Annotated in this window: 22 protein-coding genes; 16 read left to right on the forward strand and 6 right to left on the reverse strand. The window is 45.3% G+C overall.

Annotated features, from left to right (window positions below; all coding sequences use genetic code 11):
- Positions 1-218: 218 nt before the first annotated feature.
- From HUX74_RS13155 to HUX74_RS13180, 6 genes are all read left to right on the forward strand, one after another.
- Entirely contained in the window at positions 219-1,706 is a 1,488-nt protein-coding gene (locus tag HUX74_RS13155; RefSeq protein WP_174646816.1) for a TolC family protein, read from the forward strand.
- Positions 1,707-1,875: 169 nt separating this feature from the next.
- Positions 1,876-3,126 (forward strand): efflux RND transporter periplasmic adaptor subunit, encoded by a 1,251-nt coding sequence (locus HUX74_RS13160; protein ID WP_174646817.1) that lies wholly within the window; start codon positions 1,876-1,878, stop codon positions 3,124-3,126.
- A gap of 11 nt (positions 3,127-3,137) precedes the next feature.
- Positions 3,138-3,503: an ABC transporter permease gene (locus tag HUX74_RS13165; protein ID WP_117599707.1), complete on the forward strand. Its 366-nt coding sequence runs from the start codon at positions 3,138-3,140 to the stop codon at positions 3,501-3,503.
- Positions 3,504-3,522: 19 nt separating this feature from the next.
- Positions 3,523-5,922, forward strand: coding sequence for an ABC transporter permease (locus HUX74_RS13170; RefSeq protein WP_174646818.1), 2,400 nt, complete (start codon positions 3,523-3,525; stop codon positions 5,920-5,922).
- Between the two features lie 37 nt (positions 5,923-5,959).
- The gene (locus HUX74_RS13175) at positions 5,960-6,634 is read left to right on the forward strand and encodes an ABC transporter ATP-binding protein (protein WP_174646819.1); all 675 of its coding nucleotides are present in this window, start codon (positions 5,960-5,962) and stop codon (positions 6,632-6,634) included.
- 150 nt (positions 6,635-6,784) lie between these two features.
- Positions 6,785-9,127, forward strand: a complete 2,343-nt coding sequence (locus tag HUX74_RS13180) for an ABC transporter permease (protein ID WP_174646820.1) — start codon at positions 6,785-6,787, stop codon at positions 9,125-9,127.
- On the opposite strand, the gene HUX74_RS13185 is transcribed toward HUX74_RS13180, so the two are convergent.
- The 3 genes from HUX74_RS13185 to HUX74_RS13195 all read right to left on the reverse strand — a co-directional run bounded on the left by HUX74_RS13185 (position 9,098) and on the right by HUX74_RS13195 (position 12,223).
- Positions 9,098-9,784: a hypothetical protein gene (locus HUX74_RS13185; protein ID WP_117599711.1), complete on the reverse strand. Its 687-nt coding sequence runs from the start codon at positions 9,782-9,784 to the stop codon at positions 9,098-9,100. The two genes, HUX74_RS13180 and HUX74_RS13185, sit on opposite strands and share 30 nt — an antisense overlap.
- Positions 9,785-10,129: 345 nt before the next feature.
- A complete protein-coding gene (locus HUX74_RS13190; RefSeq protein WP_022402411.1) occupies positions 10,130-10,936 on the reverse strand; it encodes a M48 family metallopeptidase in 807 nt (268 codons plus the stop codon).
- Positions 10,937-11,035: 99 nt separating this feature from the next.
- The gene (locus HUX74_RS13195) at positions 11,036-12,223 is read right to left on the reverse strand and encodes an aminotransferase class I/II-fold pyridoxal phosphate-dependent enzyme (protein ID WP_022402410.1); all 1,188 of its coding nucleotides are present in this window, start codon (positions 12,221-12,223) and stop codon (positions 11,036-11,038) included.
- Between the two features lie 208 nt (positions 12,224-12,431).
- Here HUX74_RS13195 and HUX74_RS13200 point away from each other — a divergent pair, with 208 nt between their 5' ends.
- From HUX74_RS13200 to HUX74_RS13210, 3 genes are all read left to right on the forward strand, one after another.
- Entirely contained in the window at positions 12,432-13,475 is a 1,044-nt protein-coding gene (locus HUX74_RS13200; RefSeq protein WP_117599712.1) for a diacylglycerol kinase family protein, read from the forward strand.
- Between the two features lie 132 nt (positions 13,476-13,607).
- Positions 13,608-15,365 (forward strand): aspartate--tRNA ligase, encoded by a 1,758-nt coding sequence (gene aspS / locus HUX74_RS13205; protein ID WP_117599713.1) that lies wholly within the window; start codon positions 13,608-13,610, stop codon positions 15,363-15,365.
- A gap of 21 nt (positions 15,366-15,386) precedes the next feature.
- Positions 15,387-15,767: a GtrA family protein gene (locus HUX74_RS13210; protein WP_005827823.1), complete on the forward strand. Its 381-nt coding sequence runs from the start codon at positions 15,387-15,389 to the stop codon at positions 15,765-15,767.
- A 26-nt stretch (positions 15,768-15,793) separates the two neighbouring features.
- Here HUX74_RS13210 and HUX74_RS13215 read toward each other — a convergent pair whose 3' ends face one another.
- The 3 genes from HUX74_RS13215 to HUX74_RS13225 all read right to left on the reverse strand — a co-directional run bounded on the left by HUX74_RS13215 (position 15,794) and on the right by HUX74_RS13225 (position 18,510).
- Positions 15,794-16,681 carry a carbon-nitrogen hydrolase gene (locus tag HUX74_RS13215; protein ID WP_117599714.1) on the reverse strand — a complete coding sequence of 296 codons (888 nt, stop codon included), beginning with the start codon at positions 16,679-16,681 and terminating at the stop codon, positions 15,794-15,796.
- A gap of 38 nt (positions 16,682-16,719) precedes the next feature.
- The gene (locus HUX74_RS13220) at positions 16,720-17,835 is read right to left on the reverse strand and encodes an agmatine deiminase family protein (protein ID WP_117599715.1); all 1,116 of its coding nucleotides are present in this window, start codon (positions 17,833-17,835) and stop codon (positions 16,720-16,722) included.
- 138 nt (positions 17,836-17,973) lie between these two features.
- Positions 17,974-18,510, reverse strand: a complete 537-nt coding sequence (locus HUX74_RS13225) for a ferredoxin domain-containing protein (RefSeq protein ID WP_174646821.1) — start codon at positions 18,508-18,510, stop codon at positions 17,974-17,976.
- A gap of 92 nt (positions 18,511-18,602) precedes the next feature.
- Here HUX74_RS13225 and HUX74_RS13230 point away from each other — a divergent pair, with 92 nt between their 5' ends.
- The 7 genes from HUX74_RS13230 (at position 18,603) to HUX74_RS13260 (ending at position 25,746) form a co-directional block, all read left to right on the forward strand.
- On the forward strand, positions 18,603-19,226 hold the full coding sequence (locus tag HUX74_RS13230) for an ATP-binding cassette domain-containing protein (RefSeq protein ID WP_174646822.1): 624 nt from the start codon (positions 18,603-18,605) through the stop codon (positions 19,224-19,226).
- Positions 19,227-19,237: 11 nt separating this feature from the next.
- On the forward strand, positions 19,238-20,047 hold the full coding sequence (locus tag HUX74_RS13235) for an ABC transporter permease (protein ID WP_174646823.1): 810 nt from the start codon (positions 19,238-19,240) through the stop codon (positions 20,045-20,047).
- Between the two features lie 123 nt (positions 20,048-20,170).
- Positions 20,171-21,265, forward strand: a complete 1,095-nt coding sequence (locus HUX74_RS13240) for a Nif3-like dinuclear metal center hexameric protein (RefSeq protein ID WP_138345441.1) — start codon at positions 20,171-20,173, stop codon at positions 21,263-21,265.
- 5 nt (positions 21,266-21,270) lie between these two features.
- The gene (locus tag HUX74_RS13245) at positions 21,271-22,110 is read left to right on the forward strand and encodes a zinc ribbon domain-containing protein (protein WP_025836049.1); all 840 of its coding nucleotides are present in this window, start codon (positions 21,271-21,273) and stop codon (positions 22,108-22,110) included.
- A 145-nt stretch (positions 22,111-22,255) separates the two neighbouring features.
- Positions 22,256-23,410 (forward strand): PCMD domain-containing protein, encoded by a 1,155-nt coding sequence (locus HUX74_RS13250; RefSeq protein WP_138345444.1) that lies wholly within the window; start codon positions 22,256-22,258, stop codon positions 23,408-23,410.
- A 25-nt stretch (positions 23,411-23,435) separates the two neighbouring features.
- On the forward strand, positions 23,436-24,218 hold the full coding sequence (locus HUX74_RS13255) for a porin family protein (protein ID WP_138345446.1): 783 nt from the start codon (positions 23,436-23,438) through the stop codon (positions 24,216-24,218).
- 94 nt (positions 24,219-24,312) lie between these two features.
- On the forward strand, positions 24,313-25,746 hold the full coding sequence (locus HUX74_RS13260) for an efflux transporter outer membrane subunit (RefSeq protein WP_117964567.1): 1,434 nt from the start codon (positions 24,313-24,315) through the stop codon (positions 25,744-25,746).
- Positions 25,747-25,768: the final 22 nt, after the last annotated feature.

A 25,768-nucleotide genomic window follows, 5' to 3' on the forward strand; every position in this document is an offset into this window, starting at 1 on the left:
ATCTGTTTTCTTTTCGTGCAGGCAAGGCTTACACAATCCCACATCTCTTGTATGGGCAAAGATAAGTATAATATCCATGTGTTGTGCGTGCATTATCGCACTATTTTTGTGCGCAACTGCACACGTTTGGGAAGCTTCGAACCACAACAAACACTTATAATACAACAACTTATACTTATGGCATAGAATTTGAACTTTATAGAGTAAAGAAAACAACTATGCACCGGAATATATTTTTATTGCTTATTACATTCAGTCTGATGTCGAGTGCCGTTGCTCAAGAGCACACGCTGGAGCTGACTTTGGAAGAAACCATCGAGCAGGCCCGCCAGCAGTCGCCCGACGCCCAAAATGCCCGCCATAGCTTCCGTTCCGCTTATTGGAACTACAAATACTACTGTGCCAACTACCTGCCGACGCTCAAGCTTACTTCCAATCCCTATCTGGACCGTGCTATCAACAAAGTGACCCAAAGCGATGGCAACGTCAAGTTCATAGAGCAGAACCTGCTGAGCACTGACCTGACACTGAGCCTGACACAAAACGTGCCGTGGACCGGAGGAACCTTTTTCATTGAAACGGCTGCGCAGCGCCTCGACCTTTTCAGCAGTGACACCTATTCCTGGCAGACTTCACCCGTCAACATCGGATACAGCCAGTCCTTGTTTGGCTACAACAGCCTGAAGTGGGACCGGCGCATCGAACCTATCCGTTATCGCGAAGCCAAGAAAACCTACGTAGAAACCCTTGAGCTTGTTGCCGCCAATGCCACAGAGAAGTTCTTCAACCTGGCCAAAGCACAAAGCAACTACGAAATAGCCAACGCCAACTACGCCAATGCCGACACCTTATATATATATGCGCAAGGACGATATAACATCGGCACCATCAGCGAAAACGAAATGTTGCAGCTCGAACTCAACAAACTGACCGAAGAAACCAACTGCATGAATGCCCGTATCGAAGTGGAGAACTGCATGCAGGAACTCCGTTCCTACCTCGGCATCCAAGAAGACCTCCTTATAAAGGTGAGAATAGACAACCGCGTGCCCGACCTGCACATCGACCTGGATGCCGCGCTGATGCTTGCCAACGAAAACAGTCCGGAGATACAGAACATGCTACGCCGCAAGGTGGAAAGCGAGAATGCCGTGTCGCGCGCCAAGGCCAATGCCGGACTGAAGGCAGACATCTACCTGCGCTTCGGCTTGACACAAACTGCCGACAAGCTGAAAGATGCCTACCGGAATCCACTGGACCAGCAGTACGTCAGCTTGGGCATTACCCTCCCAATCCTGGACTGGGGGCGCGGAAGGGGACAAGTACGCGTGGCCCGTTCCAACCGAGACCTTGTCTACACGCAGGTAGAGCAAGACAAGACGGATTTCGACTTGAACGTACGGAAACTCGTAAAGCAATTCAACCTGCAGGCGCAACGGGTAAACATAGCCGCCCGCACGGACCATACAGCCCAACGACGCGCCGAAGTAGCCCGAAAACTCTATCTGCTCGGCAAGTCCTCGGTACTCGACCTCAATGCATCCATCACGGAAAAAGATACGGCCCGGAGAAGCTATATAACGGCTTTGTACAACTATTGGAGTTTGTACTATGCACTGAGAAGCATCACGCTATATGACTTTGAAAAAGAGAGGCCACTGGCAGAAGACTTGGAAAGAGTTACTAATGAAGAATCTATACAGTAATAGAATCGTGGAATAGTTTTAGTAAAAGCTGGCCGGAGATTTACTAAAACTCCGGTGACGATTTACTAAATCTCCGGTAAAGTTTTAGTAAAACTCGGAACCCTTATTCAGAAGTACTTCTGAAGGGGGTATCTGAAAAGTAAAAAAAGAGTATATAAAATATTGCATTATGGATATAAAACTTGAAAAGAAACCCTGGTACATCCGTTACCGCTACTATCTGGCGGGAGGCGTTGCCTTCCTTGCCTTCCTGATTTATGTAGTCACCCTTTCGCTGGGTCCCAGCAAACTGCGCATCGAGCAAGACAACATCCAGATGGCCGAAGTCAAGAACGGTAAATTTATGGAATATGTAGATGTGGAGGGAGTGATTCAGCCCATCCTTACCATCAAGGTCAATGCACGTGAAGCCGGAAGCGTGGAACGCATCATAGGAGAGGAGGGGAGCCTGCTCCGGCAAGGAGATACCATCCTCGTCATGGAAAACCCCGACCTGCTGCGCAGTATCGAAGACCAGCGCGACGACTGGGAAAAGCAGCTTATCACCTACCGCGAAAAAGAAATTGAAATGGAGCAGAAAAGCCTGAACCTGCAACAACAAGCCCTGCAGACCGATTATGACCTCAACCGCCTGCGCAAGAGTTTTGCCCTTGACAAGGAGGAGTACCGCATGGGCATCAAGAGCAAGGCGCAGCTCGAAGTTTCCGAGGACGAATACAACTATAAAGTGAAAAATGCCCATCTTCAAAGGGAAAGCCTCCGTCATGACTCTGCCGTCACCGTCATCCGCAAAGACCTCATCAGGAACGACCGTGAACGGGAACGGAAGAAGTATGAACGCGCCTGCGAACGGCTCGGCAACCTGGTGGTGAAAGCTCCCGTCGCCGGCCAGCTCAGTTTTGTCAAGGTGACTCCGGGACAGCAGGTCGCTTCCGGCGAAAGCATTGCGGAAATCAAGGTGCTGGACCAATATAAAGTGCATACTTCCCTGAGCGAATACTACATCGACCGCATTATCACCGGATTGCCTGCCACCATCAATTATCAGGGAAGAAAATACCCGTTGCGCATCACGAAAGTGGTTCCCGAAGTCAAAGACCGCACGTTCGACGTAGACCTCGTCTTCACCGGTGACATGCCCGACAACGTACGTGTAGGCAAAAGCTTCCGGGTACAGATAGAACTCGGCCAGCCGGAGGAGGCGCTCGTCATTCCGCGCGGCAACTTCTACCAGAGTACCGGAGGACAATGGATTTACAAACTGAACGCCGCAAAGACAAAAGCCGTGCGCGTGCCGCTTGGCATCGGTCGCCAAAATCCGCAACAATACGAGATTACGGAAGGTTTGCAGCCCGGAGATTGGGTAATTACAACGGGATATGATACCTTTGGCGAGGCGGAAGAATTGATAATGAAATAAAACGACGCACTATGAGACAAATAATCTTAGCCGTCATTTCTTTGTTCGGCATCTTCTCCATATCTTCTTCCACCATCCGGCAAAGAAGGAAGGAGATAGCAGTACGCAAGATTATGGGAGCTAATGTCAATAAAATAATCGGCATGTTCTTCCGCGAATATTTATGGATGGCCTACATCGCAGCGATTGTGGCCTTTCCTTGCACATACGCGGTGATGCATCATTGGCTGGAACAATATGCCTACCACATATCTATTGGCATGGATTTATTCATTGTTTGGTTGGGAATTGTTATAATCATGGTGCTCTTCACGATATTGCAGCAAGTCGTTCAGGCAGCACGGCAGAATCCGGCGGAAGTAATCAAAAGCGAATAATACAATAATAAATACTATTATGATAAGACATTATATTAAAACAGCATTCAGAAACCTATTAAAGTACAAGGCACAGAATATCATCTCTATCATCGGACTGTCGGTAGGCATACTTTGTTTCAGTATCTGCCTATATTGCAGCCGCTATATAAATTCTACCGACAAGTGCTTTACCCACTGGGAACGCATTGCAGACATAAACCTATACACTCCAGCAGAAGAACTTTATTCCGGAACTCCCGCTACGTTGTTTGAGAGTCTGCGCCAATTGCAATTCCAAGAAGTAGAAGCATTTACTTTTGTTGCCTATCCCCGCCCACGTAGCTACAATGTGGAAACTATCGACAAGGAAGAACTGCCTTACGAAGATTTATATGCTATGGAAGTAGATACAACCTACCATAGCGTGTTCACCCCGGAAGTATTACAAGGTTCATGGACTGTAGCATCGCAAACTCCCAATGCCGTGATACTGACCCGCTCTCTGGCACACAAAATATTTGGTCTCGGAGAGAATCCGATAGGAAAGCGAATGACCTTAGCACAACGGCTTTTCTCTTCACCTGATACCACACCACGAACAGGAGGTACCATCTATACCATACAAGCGATAATAGAAGATATTCCATTGAATACCAGCCTTAGCTTTCTCCAAAAGATTGATATGTTAATCTTGAACGACAGCGAAGGACTTATACAATTCGATGGACGAGACAGTATGACCGGTGGACTTACTTTTGCTCTTCTTCGTCCGGGCAAAACATCCGCGCAACTTGAAGCAAGTTTCCGTGCAATGGACTTGAAGCACACAATATTCAATGAGAAAAATACCGTATCAGCCTCGAATTTCGGAAAACTTTTTCGGGAGAAATCCGTTGCCCCTTACTTTGCCGGAATCACATTCATTGTCGGCCTTTTGATTCTATTGACTGGTCTACTCAACTTTTTTCATTTTTTGACGGGGAGTTATCTGAACCGTTCGCACGAGTTCGGCATTCGTAAAGTGAATGGAAGTAATGGCAACCAACTATTTTGGTTACTTTTTACCCAAGCCATTATCATTTCGTTCATAACCTTCTTATTGACTTTCTGTCTGATAGAAATATTTAACCCCTACCTTTCATTCTCTTTATTTGATTTCACATTAGTCATTGAACGGGACCTATTATTGATACAGACAACAGAATATATGGCAGGCATTATTTTACTATGCTTATTACTCTGCTTGTTTACCGTATGGAGGATGAAGCATGCCTCCATCCAGTCAAGTATTTACAAGAACAAATCCAAACGCCACAAACAGAAGATACGAAATTGTCTTTTGGGTATCCAGTTTTTCATCTGTTGGTTATTCATAGTCTTTACAGTCGCTTTATATTTGCAGGCTAACAAGACCGGTTCCACACTGTTCAACACACTGACAGAAAAAGAAAAGTCCGAAATCATCAGTATTCCTATGGATTACCGTTTTCTAAAAAATGACGAAAAGCTTGCTCTCATAGAGCGCATCAGTCAACATCCGGATATAAAAGATAAAATACTGACAGAAATTAATTATCTGAAAGGTATTTCGGGAACAAGCATGCAGACAGAAAAAGATAACCGAGAAAGTAGCCTTGAAGTCAATATAATGAATGTTCCTAATAACTTTTTCGAATTTATGAATATCCCTATTCTCTCCGGGCATGCCCTGAAGACAAATAGTGACATGGTAGCAGACCGTAAATTGGCAGAACGTATGAAGAAGGATTTACTGGGAACCACCTTGTACAATTATCAAGACAGCTACACGGTATGCGGCATTTGCTCCGATTTTGTAGCCGACACTTACAATCAGAGCCAGGGCTTCGTCTTTCTGCCTTGTGATTTCAAATATTATGTAGGTCATTGCTATTTGAAGTGTGTACCCGGAAAAGCAGAAGAAATAAAGACTTACGTTAAGAAAATGCTGGAAGAGAATCTTCCACCGAGTATACAATTACACATTTCGACCTTACTGGAAGACATTCACCAAGCACAAGCCATCGAGAACAACATGAAAGGGATAATCTTATTCTTCTCATTTGTCAGCCTTATAATCACTTTATTAGGTGTTTATTCGGCAATCACACTGGATACGGAACGCAGACAAAAGGAAGTGGCAATCCGTAAAGTAAATGGTGCGGGATTGAAACAGATTATCATATTGTTTGCCCGTACATATATTTATCAGCTTGTACTCTCGGCAGCGCTAGCATTTCCTTTATGTTATGCCATACTGCAGTTATGGAAAAACATGTATATCGTATTCTTTAATGACGGCCCGCTATTTTGGATTTCAATCTTCATAATCGTAGCTGTCATTACTACTCTGACTATTATTTTCCGCATTCTGAAAATAGCAAGGACAAATCCGGCAGAAGTCATTAAAAACGAATAAGAAATGAAATATTTATAAACCATAAAAACCAAGCATTATGATTAAGACAGTAAATCTACAAAAGATTTTCAAGACCGAGGAAGTACAGACTCTGGCTTTGAACGACGTAAACATGGAAGTGAAAGAAGGGGAGTTTGTCGCTATCATGGGACCTTCGGGCTGCGGAAAATCCACCTTACTAAATATCCTCGGTCTGTTGGACAATCCTACATCCGGAGAATATTATTTGAATGGGACAGAAGTATCCAAATATACAGAAGCCCAACGTACCAACTTGCGGAAAGGAGTCATCGGTTTTGTATTCCAAAGCTTCAACCTGATTGATGAGCTGAATGTATACGAGAACATCGAACTGCCGCTACTCTACATGGGCATTCCTGCTGCCGAACGCAAGCGCCGGGTAAAAACCGCCATGGAACGTATGGCAATCATGCACCGCAGTAAGCATTTTCCACAACAGTTGTCCGGCGGACAACAACAGCGTGTCGCTATCGCACGTGCAGTTGTATCAAATCCTAAGCTGATACTTGCCGATGAGCCTACCGGTAACCTCGATTCAAAGAATGGAAAAGAAGTGATGGAACTGCTGAGTGAGCTGAATAAAGAAGGTACCACAATTGTTATGGTGACACACTCACAGCATGATGCCGGTTTTGCCGGACGCATCATCAATCTGTTTGACGGACAAGTGGTGACAGAAGCCAATTTGTGATAGCCCCTGTTTCATTTATGAGTTGACAATGTACGATTGATGCCACTTTTGAATTTACTAAGTGCCTGTCAGCAAGCGGGCGTTTGGCAATACAAATTTCGGTCGTACAACGTCAACCTATAGATTTCCCGAACCTTTTATATACATGATATGAATTCTTACCTTTCCTTAAAATTAGTCATAAGAAGCTGGAAACGCAATAAACTGTTTGTTGCCATTTCCCTTGTCAGTCTGGTCGTCGGTATTGCCTGCACCACTTTGTTGATGGCATTTGTGATACACGAATATAACGTTGAGAACAATAATCCCAACAAAAATCGTATTCTGCGTTTAGTCCAGACTCTACCTTTTGCCCAACAGGCAGTGGAAGGTACATTCATATACGGTGGAACTGTTCCTCAAATAGTATCCCAGTTTCCGGAAATAGAGTCTTGCTTACGTACGCAAACATTCAAGAATGTAAGGGTAAAGATTGAAGGACAAGAATTTCAAAGCTGGAGCTTGGTAGCAGCAGATTCAACATTAACGGCTTTTTTCCCTTTCCATAATATAGTAGGGGATGTTCAAGACGCATTACTGAAACCAGGAGACATAGCTGTAAGTGAACTGTTTGCCAAGAAATGTTTCGGTACAACAGATTGTATAGGAAAAAATGTAGATATACTATTGAACGAAATAGGTATCAGACGCATCGTTGCCGTATTCGGCCAACCGGAGCAAAGCATGATGCAGACAGACATACTCCTACCATTGGAAGCTACCGAAAGCTCTGATTGTATGCTATTGCTGAAAGAAGGTACGGATATAAAGAAATTCCGCCAACGTTTCGGAGAAACAGAACTGCCCACTTTGTTGGGAAACGGACATCTTCGTACCCAAACATTGCAAGAATCTTATTTCGACGCTACGGTAAAAGACAGTAATCAAGTTATCAAACATCAGCAGAGCACCTTATTGGGTGTAGGGCTGTTGTCCGCATTACTGATTCTATTCATCGGTTGTTTCAACTTTATAAATCTGAGTTTCTCCCGTTTGTTGCGTCAAGTGCACATGCTTCACATTGAATCCATAATGGGAGCCACAAGATCACAAATGCGCCAACAACTGTTCTTGGATACTTTTCTGATGGTTCTTGTCGCTTTCCTTTTATCTTTATTGTTGATGAATGACTTATTGCCTGCATTTAATCATATGGTTTCTGCCAAACTGACAATGGAATATTTGTTCTCATGGCAAGTGTTCCCTCTTATCTTGTTGTTTATCATAATATTGTCTGTCATACCGGCAAGTTATATGGGTCATAGGTTGCATTCCATATCCGAAACTAATTACCGTCATTTCTTTACCGGACGCAAAAAACGTTTCATTGTGGCCTTATTGGTAACCATACAATTCATCATCTCCATTGGCTTGATGAGTACATTCATGATTATCCGTTCACAGATGTATCTGATTAAGCAGGAAGAAAAGCACTATGAGAATATTATTAATGTATATACAGATGCCAATGCACAACCGACGCTAAAGACCCGGATAGATGAGGTGAAGAATATAGAAGGGGTAGAAGCGGTAATAACCTCCAATACCGGAATATATCCGATGAGTTTAGGAATCCCGGGCAAGGATGATTCCGGTGACAATCTGCTCATGTTGGAATTATACGAGGATTGTCCGGAATTCCTAACAATGCATCATATTGAACTGCAAGACTCCCTGCAAATATTCCATCTAATGTCCCGTACTCCACAACCTGCACTAATCAATGAAACATTCGTGGATTTATTGGTGCCCGAAGGAGAAAATCCTATCGGACAGCCCATTTCCAAGTATGTACACGAAAGAGAAGAACTTACAAAAGGTACAATTATCGGTATAGTAAAGGATTTCAAAAAGTACTCCATGACAGACCAAGTGGCTCCCTTACGAATACTCCTTTATGATACTCCACAAGATAATTTCTCAACTCTAGTTATAAAGGTAAAAGCCGGATATAAAGATAAAGTCATTAATTGCCTAAGAGAATCATACGAAAAGAAAAATCCAGGCATTCCTTTGAAATATGATGATATGTATCAGAAATTTATGTCCTACAATCAGGACATAACACACTTCTCGCATATCTTATTCATGTACGCCTGTGTCAGTATATTCCTTACTCTTTTCGGATTATTTGGCATCACACATTATGCCGTCTCACAGCGTAAACGTGAAATAAGCATCCGTAAAATTCACGGTGCATCCGCCCGTCAGATTCTATGGCTTATCAATTATCCGTTCCTTAGCTATGTAGGCATCGCATTCGTCGTAGCCGTCCCTGTCATTTATCTCTTTATGACATATTGGCTACAGCAATTTGCATACCATGCCACTCCAAACGCCTTTCACTTTCTGCTACCCTTGCTTTTTACTATAGGCATCACCTGCTTTACGATATGCCTGAATGGATATCGGGTAGCTGTCACCTCATTTCATCCGCGCCGCAATAGCCAGTAATACCCCAAGCACCACACCCAATATCGCAGCAAACAGCACCCGCATTTCTCCTGGCAGGAGGAATGTAATGGTGTGTGCCGGATACCAGAAAAAGGGAATTGTTTTCTTGAAGACAAAATTCCATTGTGCATCCCAATTCAGATGCGTAATGATGCGGGTCATCGGGATAGGGGTGAGGAGGCTGCGAAGAGAGCCGCCCCAATCCAGAATATGTGTATCCGTAATCTTATGGAATGTCATGAATACCGGAGCAAATATAGTGTTCATGGCAACTGAAATAGCAAAAGCTATCCATAATTTATCAAAGCAAAACTCCCCGTTTATGATAGCAGCGGCATTTGCCATTCCCATATATTCCATAAATTGCGGTACACCTTTGGAGAAGATAATCATGGCCGCGTTGATTCCCATTCCCAACAGTCCCCACACTACGGCACGCGGCAGTACACCAAATCCTTTTCGGTTATAGACTCCGGCACTGATACGAAGCCCCAGCATCTCACCCAGTGTAGCAAGAATTCCGAATTTAATGAAACTCATTACCATTCCATGTGCAGCGTTGAAAGACTTATACCAATCGTAAACGGGTTCACTCACAAAGAATGGCAGGAATATTATCACCAGAACAAAAATAAAGAGGAAGTCTTGCTTTTTCATACAAAAGTCATGTTTTTCATAAATAATGTGGCAAACATACTAAAATTATTCTAATTTAAAAGCAAATAAGCAAATAAAAGGTGTTTTGCCAAACAGAACAAAGTGTTTCCCTTAACCGAACAGTCTGTTTCATTAAAGGGAACACTTTGTTTCCCTTAAAAGAACATTTCGTTTCATCATATAAAAACACTTTGTTTTCTGTAGCTAAAACAAAGTGTTCAGCACTGTGAACTAACGAATTATCCCTATCAGCTTCCCCAGAAGCCTATATCATAGTCTCGGCACAAAAAAAGTGGGATTCAGAGAAACCTCTGATCCCACTTCATCATAGTAAGCAACGGATAGTTATTTCTTATCTTTCATATATTCATCCGCTTTCTCCTTGGCACGTGCCACGCGCTTGGCTGTATCCGGATGAGAAGAGAACATCTTCTGGAACTTAGATTCCTTCGGTGCTTCCGCTGAAAGTTCAAGCAATTTGTTCAAAGCATTGTACATGGCATACGGATCGAGATTATTCTTGATGCAGAATTCAAAGCCATAATCATCCGCTTCTGTCTCCTGCTTCTGGGAGTATTGAGCACCTGCCAATGCCTCGGCCATGGCACCCAGTTCAGAATCACTCAATTTGGATACTGTAGAACTTGCCGCACCGGCAGCATTCTTCACAGCCGAACGGAGGTAAGCATTCTTCATCGCATCTTTGGAATCCGTATGGATGACGTGACCTATCTCATGACCGACAACTGCCATCACTTCATCATCCGTCATGATGTCCATCAGTCCGGCGCAGATGCGTACACTGCCATCACCACACGCAAAGGCATTCACATCTATTACCTCGTAAACACCGAAGTTCACCTTCAAGCCGTCCACTTCCTTGATATTTCCAGTCAGCTTCTCCAGACGCTTGCCGTAATCCGTATCGGGCTTTGTCAGCGGATTGTGTGTATCCATCCATTCCATATATTCCTTGCTCATCGCTGCAATGTCAGCATCGGACAATGAAATGGCCTTGACGGCATCTGTACCGGCTTGGACAACTTTGGTCACATTGATTTTCTTTCCACCAATTTTGAACTGCGCATAGGCAGTGGTGGTACAACTCATTCCGCATACTACAGCAGCAATGATGAAGAAGTTCTTTTTCATATACTTTACGATTTAATCTTAGCCCTATTCCGTTTCGTATTAAACAAAAAGCCGCCTAATCATTATTAAACGGCTTTCCTAATATCTGTTTGAATCAGTTTACTTGATAATATCCAGTGCCTTGAAGCATTTGGTCAACTTCTCTACAGCGTAATCCACTTGTTCTACGGTGTGGGTAGCCATCAACGCTACGCGCACCAGCGTATCTTGTGGGGCACACGCGGGCGGAATAACCGGGTTGATGAAGATACCTTCGTCAAAAGCCAGCTTCGTTACTATAAATGTCTTCTCTGTATCACGCACATAGAGAGGAATGATAGGAGATTCTGTCTCACCGATTTCGAAGCCTGCATCGCGGAACTTCTTCAAGGCATAGTTAGTGATGTCCCACAGACGTTGGATGCGTTCAGGTTCGGACTTGATGATGTGAAGCGCCTCGCGAGCTGCAGCCGTAGCAGCAGGTGTGCTACTTGCCTGGAATATATAGGAACGGGCATTGTGGCGCAGCCAATTGATTACCGCCTTGTCTCCGGCCACAAAACCGCCGATAGAAGCCAACGACTTGCTGAATGTACCCATAATCAGGTCTACATCTTCGGTAACACCGAAATGATCGCAAACGCCACGGCCTTGTTTTCCGAATACTCCCAAGCCGTGAGCTTCGTCCACGTAAATGCTGGCATTGTATTTCTTCTTCAGGCGGACAATCTCAGGCAGATTGGCCAAGTCACCTTCCATGGAAAATACTCCATCCACAACAATCAGCTTCACAGCATCCGGTTCGCATTTCTGGAGTTCTTTTTCCAAAGCCTCCATATCGTTATGCTTGTACTTCAACTGAGTGGCAAATGCAAGACGACGGCCATCTACAATGGAAGCGTGGTCACGGTCATCACAAATAATATAATCCCCACGGCCTACAACGGCAGGAATAATACCTTCGTTTACAGTAAATCCGGTAGAAAAACAGAGTGCTTCATCTTTTCCTACGAATTCAGCCAATTCCTTCTCCAGTTCAACATGTATATCGAGTGTTCCGTTCAGAAAGCGGGAACCTGCACAACCGGTGCCATATTTTTCTGTGGCAGCTATCGAGGCATCAATGATACGCTTGTCATATGTCAGTCCCATATATGCATTAGAGCCGAACATCAGAACCTTTTTACCATCCATCATTACCTCTGTATCCTGATGGCTGTTAATTGTGCGGAAATAAGGATATACGCCTTTTGCCATGAACTGTTGCGGCAGGTCGTATTTCGCAAATTTGTCTTGTAGTAAACCCATGAAATATCTTTTATATAATGAATATTTAATTCTATTAAATGCAAGTCTTAAAAAAACAGGGGGCAAAGATAGCAAAATATGTCGGTATATGTTCTATTTACATTAAAAAAACTACTTATACTTATTTTAAAAAGAATTATGTGGTTAATTTTTCAGATATTTATATTACTTTTGCCAGTTGGAAAACCTGCATAGCAACAACCTTTGCATGAACGAAAACAAGAAGAAAATAGCATTTATCATAAACCCCATATCCGGCACTCAAAGTAAGGAGCAGATACTGAAATGGCTCGATGAAAAGCTGGATAAGGAAAGGTATGCACAAGAAGTGATTTATACCGAACGGGCAGGCCATGCCGTAGAGATAGCGGCACAGAAAGCACAAGAAAACGCACATGCCGTCATCGCTATAGGAGGAGACGGTACCATCAATGAGATAGCCCGCTCACTGGTACATACAAAAACCGCTTTGGGCATCATTCCCTGCGGTTCCGGCAACGGACTTGCCCGCCACCTGCAGATTCCGATGGAGCCGAAAAAGGCCATCGACATCATCAATGACGGACTGATAGACATCATTGACTACGGAAAAATCAACGATGTGCCCTTCTTCTGTACCTGCGGCGTGGGATTCGACGCATTTGTAAGCCTGCAATTCTCCAAGGCGGGAAGGAGAGGGCCGCTCACTTATCTGGAAAAGACCCTGCTCGAAAGCCTAAAGTACCGTCCGGAAACCTATGAACTGGAAATGGACGGCAGTACCCTGCGATACAAAGCGTTCCTGATAGCCTGCGGAAACGCATCGCAGTATGGGAACAATGCGTATATTGCCCCACAAGCCACATTGAACGACGGACTGCTGGACGTCACCATACTTGAACCGTTCACCGTACTCGATGTACCGTCCCTCTCTTTCCAGCTCTTCAACAAGACCATCGACCAGAACAGCCGGATTAAGACGTTCCGCTGCCAAGCACTCCGCATTCACCGTTCTAAACCGGGAGTAGTCCACTTTGACGGCGACCCGATGATGATGGGAGAGAATGTAGATGTAAAGATTATGAAGAAAGGACTGCAGGTCATTGTCCCCCGGGATGCGGAAAAAGACACTTCGAACGTCTTGCAGCGAGCACAAGACTACATCAACGGACTGAAACAGATTAATGATGCTTTTGTGGAAGACATCGCCCATAAAAACAAAATGATACTGGATAAAGGCAAAAGGCAATTCAAGAAACTGACGAAAATGTGATGTTGTAAAAAGGCTGTATAAGGAGTTTCTGAAAATAACTTTCCCCTTTTGATGCGCCATATAATATGTTTTATGTATTTTTGCATGTTCAAAATAGTAAATAAGTAAAATCGTCAAACAGTAAATAAAAAGATGTATAGATCACACACCTGCGGAGAACTCCGTATCTCCGATGTTAACAAGCAAGTGACGCTGGCAGGTTGGGTACAGCGCAGCCGTAAGATGGGAGGCATGACTTTCATTGACCTCCGCGACCGTTACGGAATTACCCAATTAGTGTTCAACGAAGAGGTGAATGCCGAACTTTGCGAGCGTGCCAACCGCTTGGGCCGTGAATTCGTAATCCAGGTTAAAGGTACCGTCAACGAACGTTTCAGCAAAAACCAACATATCCCGACGGGAGATATTGAAATCATCGTATCGGAACTGGATGTTCTGAACTCATCGCTGACCCCTCCCTTCACCATCGAGGAAAATACGGACGGTGGCGACGATATCCGCATGAAGTACCGTTATCTGGACCTGCGCCGTGCCAACGTACGCAGCAATCTGGAGCTTCGTCATAAAATGACAATTGAAGTACGCAAATACCTGGACAGCCAGGGATTCATCGAAGTGGAAACTCCGATTCTGGTAGGCTCCACACCCGAAGGTGCACGCGATTTCGTCGTTCCTTCACGCATGAACCCGGGACAATTCTATGCCTTGCCTCAAAGCCCGCAGACACTGAAACAGTTGTTGATGGTTTCCGGTTTCGACCGTTACTTCCAGATAGCCAAATGCTTCCGTGACGAAGACCTGCGTGCCGACCGCCAGCCGGAATTCACACAGATTGACTGCGAAATGTCTTTTGTGGAGCAGGATGACGTCATCAACCTCTTCGAAGGCATGGCTAAATATCTGTTCAAGGAAATCCGTGGCGTAGAAATGAACGAGCCGTTCATGCGCATGCCATGGGCAGACGCCATGAAGTACTACGGCAGTGACAAGCCCGACCTCCGTTTCGGCATGAAGTTCGTGGAACTGATGGACATCATGAAGGGACACGGATTCCCGGTATTCGACAATGCAGCTTACATCGGCGGTATCTGCGCAGAAGGCGCTGCACACTATACACGCAAACAGCTGGATGCACTGACCGAATTCGTGAAAAGACCGCAAATCGGTGCCAAAGGTATGGTATACGCGCGTGTGGAGGCAGATGGTAACGTAAAATCAAGTGTCGACAAGTTCTATACGCAGGAAGTATTGCAGGAAATGAAGGCTGCTTTCAACGCCAAGCCGGGTGACCTGATTCTGATTCTGAGCGGTGACGATGCCATGAAGACCCGCAAGCAACTGAACGAGTTGCGCCTTGAAATGGGTAACCAACTGGGATTACGCGACAAGAACAAGTTCGTCTGCCTTTGGGTGGTTGACTTCCCGATGTTTGAGTGGAGCGATGAAGAAGGCCGCCTGATGGCTATGCACCACCCGTTCACTCATCCGAAAGACGAAGATATTCCTTTGCTGGATACAGACCCGGCAGCTGTCCGTGCAGATGCATACGATATGGTGTGCAACGGTATTGAAGTGGGTGGAGGTTCCATCCGTATCCACGATGCACAGTTGCAGGCCAAAATGTTCGAGATTCTCGGATTCACTCCGGAGAAGGCTCAGGAGCAGTTCGGCTTCCTGATGAATGCCTTCAAATACGGTGCACCTCCTCACGGTGGTCTGGCATACGGTCTGGACCGTTGGGTCAGCATCTTCGCAGGTCTCGACAGTATCCGCGACTGCATTGCATTCCCCAAAAACAACAGTGGACGCGATGTAATGCTGGATGCACCTTCAGTTATTGACCAGAAGCAGCTGGACGAACTGAATCTGATTGTTGAAGTGAAAGAGTAAAAGCAGGTACAGAGTAGGAGAGTGAAAGAGTCTGCACGCATTTTTCGTTTTGCGGTAATCGGCACGCTGAATGCCTTGATTATGGCTGTTACCGTTTGGGTAATGATGGACGAACTGGACATCAACTATATGCTCTCCAATGTAACCGCATATATACTTGCACAGATACACAACTTCATCTGGTGCAAGTACTGGATATTCCCTACAGAAAAAAAGAGCAACACTTGGCGACAAGTGCTGCTCTTTTCCATAGCTTTCGGAATGGCTTATGGAGCACAATTCCTTTTCCTCATCGGATTGGTAGAAGGACTGGACTGCAACGAGTACCTTGCCCAGTTCCTGGGATTATTCATCTACGGAAGTGTCAATTTCCTGATGAACAAACGGGTGACATTCCGTTAGTTCTCCCCCAGAAATCCCCGTCGTTATCAGTCAAGAAATCGTTTTGTCAATCCGGCATAGGCATCAATTCTGCGGTCGCGCAGGAAAGGCCACCAACGGCGTACATTCTCCGAACGTTCCAAGTCCACCTCTACAACAATATTTTCCGGTCGTTCGTTCCCTGCTTGGGCCAAGAATTCACCTTGCGGTCCGGCCACAAAACTATTTCCCCAAAACAAGATACCATTGGTCTGCATGGAAGGGTCCGGCTCGTGTCCCACGCGGTTCACTGAAACCACCGGCAAACCGTTGGCTACAGCATGTCCACGCTGGGAGATAATCCAAGCATTGAGCTGACGCGCCTTTTCATCATCCGTATCACTGCTTTCCCAACCGATAGCCGTAGGATATATCAGTATTTCAGCTCCCTTCAGTGCCATCAGACGTGCTGCTTCCGGATACCACTGGTCCCAGCATACCAATACCCCCAACTTACCCAAAGATGTCTGAATAGGTTCGAAGCCTATATCACCGGGAGTAAAATAGAATTTCTCATAATAGGCGGGATCATCAGGAATATGCATCTTCCGGTATTTCCCGGCAATGCTGCCGTCACGTTCAAAAACAACCGCTGTGTTATGATACAATCCGGGAGCGCGTTTCTCGAACAGAGAAGTGACCAGTACAATATCGTTGGCAGCAGCCAATTCGGAATAGAACCCCGTAGAAGGACCGGGAATCGGTTCTGCCAAGTCGAACAACTGCGTGTTTTCCGTCTGACAGAAATACAGAGAGTTATGCAGTTCCTGCAAAACGACCAATTGGGCTCCATGCGCCGCACATGCCTCTATGCTTTTGGCCAAATTCATTAAATTAGTCCTGAGGTCCTTGGTATTGGCCTGCTGGATAATACCTACTTTTATTTTCTTTGTCATCTTATTCTATAATTTATTGTTTTACTATGTAATCAACATTACTTCAACACCCCTACTGGATATTGCATGGTAACACAATGCAAAGAACCGTGTTGCTTAATCAAAGCACAGCAATCTATCCCGATAATTTCATAACCGGGAAAAGCCTCCTGCAACACTTTCCCCGCACGGGCATCATTCTCCGGCTGGCGATAGGTGGGGTAAAGCACTGCATCATTCAGAATCAAGAAATTAGCGTAAGTGGCAGGAAGCCGTTCCCCTTCCTCTTCTATCTTATCGGCCATGGGCAGAGCCAGCAAACGGTAAGGTTCCCCCTTTAACGTACGGAAAGTCTTTAGTTGCTCCTCCATGCGATGCAGTTCTTCGTAATGCTCATCATCCGCATCCTTGCATTGCACATAGGCTATCGTGTCGGCAGGGCAGAAACGGGCCAGCGTGTCTATATGGCTGTCTGTATCGTCACCTGCCAAATAACCGTGATCCAGCCAAAGGACACGTTGCAAGTGAAAGACGGAACGAAGATATTCCTCAATTTCCACTCGGTTCATCTGCCCGTTACGGTTAGGAGAAAGCAGGCATTCAGAAGTGGTAAGCAGCGTACCCATACCGTCACTTTCGATAGAACCGCCTTCAAGGACAAACCCCAAGCGATTTACATACTTTCCTTTCATCACTTCCGCCTCCACAGCACGACGCGTAATCAAATTATCCTTATCGGATGCAAACTTCAATCCCCATCCGTTGAACTTAAAGTCGAGCAGAGATACACCGTCAGCATCCAATAGGGTGATGGCTCCATGGTCGCGTGCCCAAGTATCATTCGTTTCGCACTTCAGGAAACGGACATTTTCCATATTCACCCTGCCGAAAATCTGTTTCTTCACCTCATCCGGTTCCGGAGTTACAATCAGCAATGACTCCCTCGCGGCTATTTCGCGGGCAATGGCTACAAAACATTCCTGCACTTCGTCCAACATATAGGCCCAGTCTGTATCTGCATGGGGCCATGTAAGCTGTATGCCGCTTTGCAAAGCCCATTCGGCAGGCAAGTGGGGAGCACGTGTCTCTACCTGAAAAATCATATTCTTGCCAAAACGCACCTGACAGTCCTTCTCTGCGGCACCCCCCAACGGAAGTCCTACAAAATATCCCATATTATTTATCTTTTCTAATTCGTTACTTTTTAAGTTAGCAGAGAGAGGGAGAATAAACCTTAGGTTTAGAATTGCCAAACCTCTACTTCAGACTTCTAAACCTCTACTCTATGATTACAAACCTCTACTCGTCAATTATCACTTATCTTCCTTCGGTTTCCGGTCGAAGAACGGATTCTTGGAGGATGCACTCACCGGAATGGCAAAAACAGTCTTGCATCCTTTCAGCCAATCCAAACGCTGGGCGGCAAGTCCGGCAGAAAACATGACACGGGTATCCACCCTCAAATCGGCAGCCATGGCACAAACCGAGCCTATGGCTATCCCTACATCCACCGTATTCAAGGCACAAGGCACTCCCTCCGGACGGCCGGCACAAGTGGGAAAACCGCAGTGTCCGCAATTCAAACCTTGCGCCTGCTCGCGCGTACCTATTATAATTACACATTCAGCCTGCAAAATGTTGTCCGCATCACGGAGAAAGAACTTCATACCATGCTCTTCAACCATAGCGACCATCTTTTCAGACAGCTTCTTAATGTCTTCACCCGTAACCAGCGCAGCTTCAATCACATCAATACCTTTTCCTTTCGGTGCCGTGCGCGCAGCAGTCAGCATTTGCCTTGCCACATCAAGCACATGTTCGTGGCGGCAATCCCGTTCATTCTGTATCATAGTCTTTCTTTCCTGAATTAATTAGTGCGTCAAAGATAGCACAAATATTTTTTTGCACTATCTTTGCGATACAGAAAGATTAAAGGAACACCATGCTGCAAATAGAAAATGCCAGTATCGCCTACGGCAACGATATACTTTTCTCGGGTTTCAACCTGCAATTGGAAAGGGGAGAGATAGCCAGTATCTCCGGCCCTTCGGGATGCGGAAAGTCGTCACTGCTGAATGCCATACTCGGGTTTATCCCGTTAAAAGAAGGACGTATCGTATTAGACGGCATTCCGCTGGATAAAGGAAACGTCGACGTTGTCCGTAAGCAGACTGCATGGATTCCACAAGAACTGGCATTGCCGCTGGAGTGGGTAAAGGACATGGTACAGTTGCCCTTCGGTCTAAAGGCAAACCGGGGCACGCCTTTTTCTGAAACCCGCTTATTTGCATGTTTCGAGGATTTGGGTCTGGAGCGGGAGTTATATTACAAACGGGTAAACGAAATATCCGGAGGCCAACGCCAACGGATGATGATAGCCGTAGCCTCAATGATTGGCAAGCCACTGACCATTGTCGATGAGCCGACTTCCGCTCTCGACTCCAGTTCCGCGGAAAAAGTACTTTCTTTCTTCCGCAGGCAGACAGAAAAGGGAAATACCATACTGACCGTATCCCATGACAAAAGATTTGCCGACGGATGCGACCGACATATAATCATGAAATAACATACACACTATTGGGAACCATAGATATATCATACCTCAGCCTGGGCATCGGATTATTGCTATTATTAATACCGTTGTTTTACATATGGAAGTTCAAGACCGGACTGTTGCGCGCTACTGTGATAGGTACGGCACGCATGATTGTCCAGTTGTTCTTCATCGGCATATACTTGAACTACCTCTTCTTATGGGATAACCCGTGGATAAACTTTCTATGGGTAATTGTCATGATATTCGTAGCATCGCAGACGGCATTGGCACGAACGCAATTGAAGAGGAAGATTCTGTTCCTGCCCATATCCGCAGGTTTCTTATGCAGTGTAGTATGTGTAGGCTTGTACTTTATCGGAATAGTACTGAGAGTGGAAAACGTATTCAGCGCCCGGTATTTCATCCCTATTTTCGGCATACTGATGGGCAACATGCTATCCAGTAACGTCATAGCCCTCAATACCTATTATAGCGGATTGAAACGAGAACAACAGCTTTACCGATATCTTCTCGGCAATGGTGCTACAAGAGCAGAAGCACAGACACCTTTCATCCGCCAAGCCATCATCAAATCCTTCAGTCCGCTGATTGCCAATATATCCGTGATGGGGCTGGTTGCTTTTCCGGGAACCATGATTGGCCAGATATTGGGTGGCAGCAGCCCGAATGTAGCCATCAAATATCAGATGATGATTATGGTCATCACCTTTACCGCCTCCATGCTGTCACTGATGATTACAATCTCTCTGGCTTCCTGCAAGTCATTCGACGCCTACGGCAAACTACTGCCGGTGATGGTGGAGAAGAAGGGAAAAAAGGAGCAAAAATAACCATATCATACCCGCAAAGAGTTCAATTGCATATAAATATACAGTCTACAAGACTTTTTTAAACTGGAATTCTTTTTAATCCACTGCTTTTTACTATATTTGCAACCAAATTTTCTGTTCACAATGAAAATTAAGGAATTAGTAAGCGCCCTTGAACGGTTCGCGCCTCTGCCATTGCAAGACGGATTTGATAATGCCGGCCTGCAAATCGGATTGACAGATGCGGAAGCAACAGGGGCTTTGTTGTGTCTTGACGTTACTGAAGCCGTACTGGATGAAGCCATTGCATTGGGATATAATGTGGTTATATCACATCACCCTCTCATTTTCAAAGGGTATAAGTCCATCACGGGCAGGGATTATGTGGAACGTTGTATCTTGAAAGCCATCAAGAATGACATCGTTGTTTATGCTGCGCACACTAACCTTGATAATGCGCCGGGAGGAGTGAACTTCAAGATTGCCGAGAAAATCGGTTTGAAGAATGTCCGTATTCTGGAAGCCAAAGAAAATGCGCTGGTGAAGCTGACCGCATTTGTACCGACCGCCCAAGCGGAAGACGTGAGAAAAGCCTTGTTCGACGCCGGATGCGGCAATATCGGCAACTATGATTCGTGCAGTTATAATCTGGAAGGCGAGGGGACATTCCGAGCCCGAGAAGGCGCCAATCCATACTGTGGAGCGATAGGGGAGCTGCATACCGAGTGTGAAGTACGTATTGAGACAATCATACCCGCCTACAAAAAAGCGGAGGCTGTCAAGGCACTGCTTGCGGCACACCCGTATGAAGAACCGGCCTATGATATTTATCCCTTGCAAAACTCATGGGTACAAGCCGGAGCCGGTGTCATTGGTGAACTGGAAGTACCGGAGACAGAACTTGAATTCCTGAAACGGATAAAGAAAACCTTCGAAGTAGGGTGTCTCAGACATAACAAACTCCTCGGACGGGAAATACAGACTGTTGCATTATGTGGCGGCGCCGGCGCTTTCCTAATGCCGCTTGCCATCCGCAACCGTGCAGATGTCTTTATCACCGGCGAGATAAAATACCATGACTATTTCGGACATGATACCGATATATTATTGGCTGAAATAGGGCATTATGAAAGTGAGCAATATACGAAAGAAATATTTTATACAATAATCCGGGATTTGTTTCCTCATTTTGAGGTCCAGATGACCAAGGTGAATACAAACCCCATAAAATACATGTAAGTAAAATGGCTAAAGAAGCAAAAAAAGATCCTCAGGAATTAACCGTAGAACAGAAGTTGAAAGCTTTGTTCCAATTGCAGACAATGCTGTCCAAAATCGATGAAATCAAGACGTTGAGAGGTGAACTTCCACTGGAAGTGCAAGACTTGGAAGACGAAATAGCCGGTCTGAGTACCCGTATAGACAGAATCAAGGCAGAAGTATCCGAGTTGAAATCCTCCATCGCAGGAAAGAAAGTTGAAATTGAAACCGCAAAGGCTTCTGTAGCTAAATATAAAGACCAGCAGGACAACGTACGCAACAACCGCGAATATGACTTCTTGAGCAAGGAAATCGAATTCCAGACATTGGAAATCGAACTCTGCGAAAAGCGTATCAAGGAATTTGCCGCACAAGAGGAAGAAAAATCTCAGGAAGTAGCAGAAAGCACTGCTGCGCTGGAAGAAAGACAAAAAGACCTCGACGTAAAGAAGAGCGAACTGGACGAAATCATCTCCGAGACCAAACAAGAGGAAGAGAAGCTGAGAGACAAGGCCAAAGAACTGGAAACAAAGATTGAACCCCGTCTGCTTCAGTCCTTCAAACGTATCCGTAAGAATTCACGCAATGGACTGGGTATCGTATACGTACAGCGTGATGCTTGCGGTGGTTGCTTCAACAAGATTCCGCCTCAGAGACAATTGGACATCCGCTCACGCAAGAAAATCATCGTTTGCGAATATTGTGGCCGTATCATGATTGACCCGGAACTGGCAGGTATAACTCCCGAACAGAAAGTGGAAGTTGTAAAGGAAAAGCCAGTAAGAGCCAAAAGAAAAATCGTACATATCGGCTCAGATAATTAAAAATAGAACATTTTTATATATAAAACGGCAATAGTCAAGCACCTATTGCCGTTTTTTTGTTAAATAAGCTCATAAAAACCTGCTATTAGAGAAAAAAGAAGTAGTTTTGCTGCTTGAAAAAATTAATAGAATTAAATTAAAAAGCATGAGACTAAACAAATTATTCATACTCTATTCACTTTTCGGAATATTGATGGCATCGTGCATAAAAGATGAAGCACCCAATGCTGAAGCTGATATAACAGGCATCTCTTTTGAAGAAGATGTACTGGCAAATTCATACATTGATCTGAACCCGTCGTACGACGAAAGCCAGAACGCCTACCCAATACGAATCAGTGTGAAAGAAGGTACGGACATGACAAGTCTGGCCCCCATATTTGAATTGACTCCGGGGGCTACCATCAGTCCTGCCAGTGGGAGTGTTCAGGACTTCACGACTCCAGTACGATATACAGTCACTTCGGAAGACAAGGCCTGGCATCGTGTCTACGCCATTACTGCCAGAGAACAAAAGGCAAGTAACATTCCGACCACATACCACTTTGAAAAGGTAAGAATCATGCAAAATGTATGGCAGGAATTCTACGAAGAGCAAGATTCCGGTAACGAATTGACATGGGCAAGTGGTAATAAGGGATTCAAATGGGCTATGAGTGGAGCCGCAACAGAAGATTATCCTACTACCCAAATAGACAATGGCAAAACTGGAAAATGTGTGAAATTGGAAACACGCCTCACTGGCGACTTAGGTAACATGGTAGGTATGCCCATCGCCGCCGGTAATCTGTTTATCGGCAGTTTTGACATGCTGAATGCTATTACCAATCCGCTTAGTGCTACGCGCTTCGGTACTCCTTTCTACAATAAACCTCTACGACTGACTGGATACTATAAGTACAAGGCCGGAGAACAATTTTATGAAAATGGCGAATATACCTCCCGAAAAGATATATTCAATATCTATGCAATATTTTATGATGGAGTAAAATATGACAGTGCAGGAAAGGGGACAGATGTAACACTGGATGGAAATCTGCCGAATCAAAACTACGAACACCCCAGCATGGTGGCTCTTGCTTTAGTTTCCAATCCGCAAGAAACAGAAGGAGACGAATGGAAATTCTTTGATATACCTTTCGACTACCAACGCTACGGAAAGAAGATTGACGAAGCCAGACTGACTAAAGGAGAATATAAGATAAGCATCATATTTGCCTCAAGCAAGGACGGTGCCACTTTTGAGGGTGCTCCAGGAAGCACCTTACTTATAGACGAAGTGGAACTGATTTACGAATAAGAATCATATAGAATTGGAATACAACATGATAAAGAAAATATTAGCATTTATCGTACTGGTGGGATGCATGCAGACTGCCTTATACGCTCAAGAAAACCAGAACCGTACGCTTATAAACGCCGCTCTACACGGTTGGGAATATGAGATAAGGGCCGGTGTCAGTATCGGCGGCACTTCTCCGCTTCCATTACCCGTAGAAATACGAAGTATTGATGCCTATAATCCTACTTTAGCCTTTATGCTGGAAGGAAATGCCATTAAATGGTTGGGCACAACAAAAAAATGGGGTGTAATAACCGGTGTAAGACTGGAAACCAAAAATATGATTACCAAAGCGACAGTAAAGAACTATGGCATGGAAATCATAGGAAATGACGGTAACCGTTTAAAAGGCAACTGGACTGGGGGAGTAAAAACTAAAGTACGCAATGCCTACATCACCGTCCCCGTGCTGGGTGCATATAAAATCAACTCACGATTGCGGGCCAAAGCAGGTATATATGTCTCATATCTGATGGATGAGGAATTCTCCGGACATGTATATGAAGGCTATTTGCGTGAAGGAGACTCCACCGGAGAAAAGGTGAACTTCTCCGACGGTGCCATTGCCACTTACGACTTTTCGGATGACTTGCGCAAGTTTGCCTGGGGCGTGCAAGCTGGTGTAGACTGGCGTGCCTTCAAACATCTGAGTGTATTTGCCGACCTTACATGGGGATTGAATGATATTTTTAAGAAAGATTTCAATACCATTACCTTTGCCATGTATCCCATCTACTTGAATGTAGGATTCGGGTATGCTTTCTGATAATACTCAGTACACCTGATAAGATACTCATAAACAAATAAAGGTTTAGGTTGTTATCAATCCCATAAAAAGATAACCACCTAAACCTTTATTTATGAATATAAAAGCTTGGAGCACTGCGTTGCTCATATTATGCCTATGTCCTGCGGCTATGGCACAGAAAGCCAACCGCTATCTTGAGAAGCCACTCCCACAAGGCTGGGGAAGGGACGTCTCCCATGCCATTCCCGGAGATGACAATCTGTTCAGCGGACAGATACCACCCGTTGACGACAAGTGGTGGAAAGCATTCGATGACCCGATGCTGGATTCATTGATTACGGTAGCCTCCACTCAAAACTATTCCGTACTTTCTGCCATGGACCGTATGGATATGGCCAAAGCCAACCTGCGGATAGAACGCGGCGGCTTTTTTCCTTCCATCTCATTGGACGGAGGATGGGCACGGCAGCAAAGCAGCGGCAATGTCAACGCACTTCCGCAATCCATTACCGGTGCATACAGCGCCTCGCTCAACGCCAGTTGGGAGCTGGACGTATTCGGAAGTATCCGCCAACGGGTAAAGGCACAGCGGGAAACCTTCATGGCAAGCAAGGAGGAATATACCTCCGTCATGGTATCCCTCTGTGCCCAGATAGCTTCCGCCTACATCGGACTCCGCGAACTGCAGCAAGAACTAAGTGTAGTGACCCACAATTGCCATACCCAGGCAGCCGTACTTAACATCACCGAAGTACGCTACAAAACCGGACTGGTGTCCAAACTGGACGTTTCACAAGCCAAATCCGTATATTACAGTACCAAAGCCTCCATCCCGCAACTGGAGGCAGGCATCAACCAATACATCACGACACTCGCAATCTTACTCGGTACTTATCCCCAACATATCCGCCCCATACTGGAAAAACCGGGTAAACTGCCCGACTACATGGAACCTATAGGCATCGGCATTCCTGCCGACCTGCTGCTCCGCCGCCCCGATATACGGCAAGCCGAACGCCAAGTCAACGCACAAGCGGCAATGCTTGGCGCATCCCAAAGAGACTGGCTGCCGCAAGTGTTCCTGAAAGGTTCCATCGGCTATTCCTCCCATGACTTGAAGGACTTGACTAAACGGAACAGTATGACATTTGAAATTGCTCCAAGCATCAGCTGGACCTTATTCAGCGGTACCAAACTGGTGAACGCCACCCGTCTGGCACGTGCCCAGCTCGATGAATCCATTCACCAGTTCAACCAGACAGTGCTTACCGCCGTGCAGGAAACAGATAATGCCATGAACTCCTACCGCAACTCCATCCAACAGATTGTTGCCATGCGCGAAGTATGCAACCAGGGAGAAGAAACGCTAAAGCTCTCCCTCGATTTGTACAAACAAGGGCTTACTCCCTTCCAGAACGTACTGGACGCACTACGCTCACTCCTGACATACGAAAATCAACTGGTGCAGGCACAAGGCAGCTCCTTGCTGCATCTGATAGCCTTATACCAGGCATTGGGAGGCGGATATGAAATGAATCAGAAATAAGAATATAAACTAAACCGAACCG

This window comes from Bacteroides sp. Marseille-P8574 (assembly GCF_902825465.1).
In the GTDB taxonomy this organism is placed as follows: Bacteria; Bacteroidota; Bacteroidia; order Bacteroidales; family Bacteroidaceae; genus Bacteroides; species Bacteroides uniformis.

Bases quoted from the DNA above. Each gene is read 5' to 3' on its own strand.
- HUX74_RS13155 (WP_174646816.1), top strand. From the start codon at position 219: ATGCACCGGAATATATTTTTATTGCTTATTACATTCAGTCTGATGTCG.
- HUX74_RS13160 (WP_174646817.1), top strand. From the start codon at position 1,876: ATGGATATAAAACTTGAAAAGAAACCCTGGTACATCCGTTACCGCTAC.
- HUX74_RS13165 (WP_117599707.1), top strand. From the start codon at position 3,138: ATGAGACAAATAATCTTAGCCGTCATTTCTTTGTTCGGCATCTTCTCC.
- HUX74_RS13170 (WP_174646818.1), top strand. From the start codon at position 3,523: ATGATAAGACATTATATTAAAACAGCATTCAGAAACCTATTAAAGTAC.
- HUX74_RS13175 (WP_174646819.1), top strand. From the start codon at position 5,960: ATGATTAAGACAGTAAATCTACAAAAGATTTTCAAGACCGAGGAAGTA.
- HUX74_RS13180 (WP_174646820.1), top strand. From the start codon at position 6,785: ATGAATTCTTACCTTTCCTTAAAATTAGTCATAAGAAGCTGGAAACGC.
- HUX74_RS13185 (WP_117599711.1), bottom strand. From the start codon at position 9,784: ATGAAAAAGCAAGACTTCCTCTTTATTTTTGTTCTGGTGATAATATTC.
- HUX74_RS13190 (WP_022402411.1), bottom strand. From the start codon at position 10,936: ATGAAAAAGAACTTCTTCATCATTGCTGCTGTAGTATGCGGAATGAGT.
- HUX74_RS13195 (WP_022402410.1), bottom strand. From the start codon at position 12,223: ATGGGTTTACTACAAGACAAATTTGCGAAATACGACCTGCCGCAACAG.
- HUX74_RS13200 (WP_117599712.1), top strand. From the start codon at position 12,432: ATGAACGAAAACAAGAAGAAAATAGCATTTATCATAAACCCCATATCC.
- aspS (WP_117599713.1), top strand. From the start codon at position 13,608: ATGTATAGATCACACACCTGCGGAGAACTCCGTATCTCCGATGTTAAC.
- HUX74_RS13215 (WP_117599714.1), bottom strand. From the start codon at position 16,681: ATGACAAAGAAAATAAAAGTAGGTATTATCCAGCAGGCCAATACCAAG.
- HUX74_RS13220 (WP_117599715.1), bottom strand. From the start codon at position 17,835: ATGGGATATTTTGTAGGACTTCCGTTGGGGGGTGCCGCAGAGAAGGAC.
- HUX74_RS13225 (WP_174646821.1), bottom strand. From the start codon at position 18,510: ATGATACAGAATGAACGGGATTGCCGCCACGAACATGTGCTTGATGTG.
- HUX74_RS13230 (WP_174646822.1), top strand. From the start codon at position 18,603: ATGCTGCAAATAGAAAATGCCAGTATCGCCTACGGCAACGATATACTT.
- HUX74_RS13240 (WP_138345441.1), top strand. From the start codon at position 20,171: ATGAAAATTAAGGAATTAGTAAGCGCCCTTGAACGGTTCGCGCCTCTG.
- HUX74_RS13245 (WP_025836049.1), top strand. From the start codon at position 21,271: ATGGCTAAAGAAGCAAAAAAAGATCCTCAGGAATTAACCGTAGAACAG.
- HUX74_RS13250 (WP_138345444.1), top strand. From the start codon at position 22,256: ATGAGACTAAACAAATTATTCATACTCTATTCACTTTTCGGAATATTG.
- HUX74_RS13255 (WP_138345446.1), top strand. From the start codon at position 23,436: ATGATAAAGAAAATATTAGCATTTATCGTACTGGTGGGATGCATGCAG.
- HUX74_RS13260 (WP_117964567.1), top strand. From the start codon at position 24,313: ATGAATATAAAAGCTTGGAGCACTGCGTTGCTCATATTATGCCTATGT.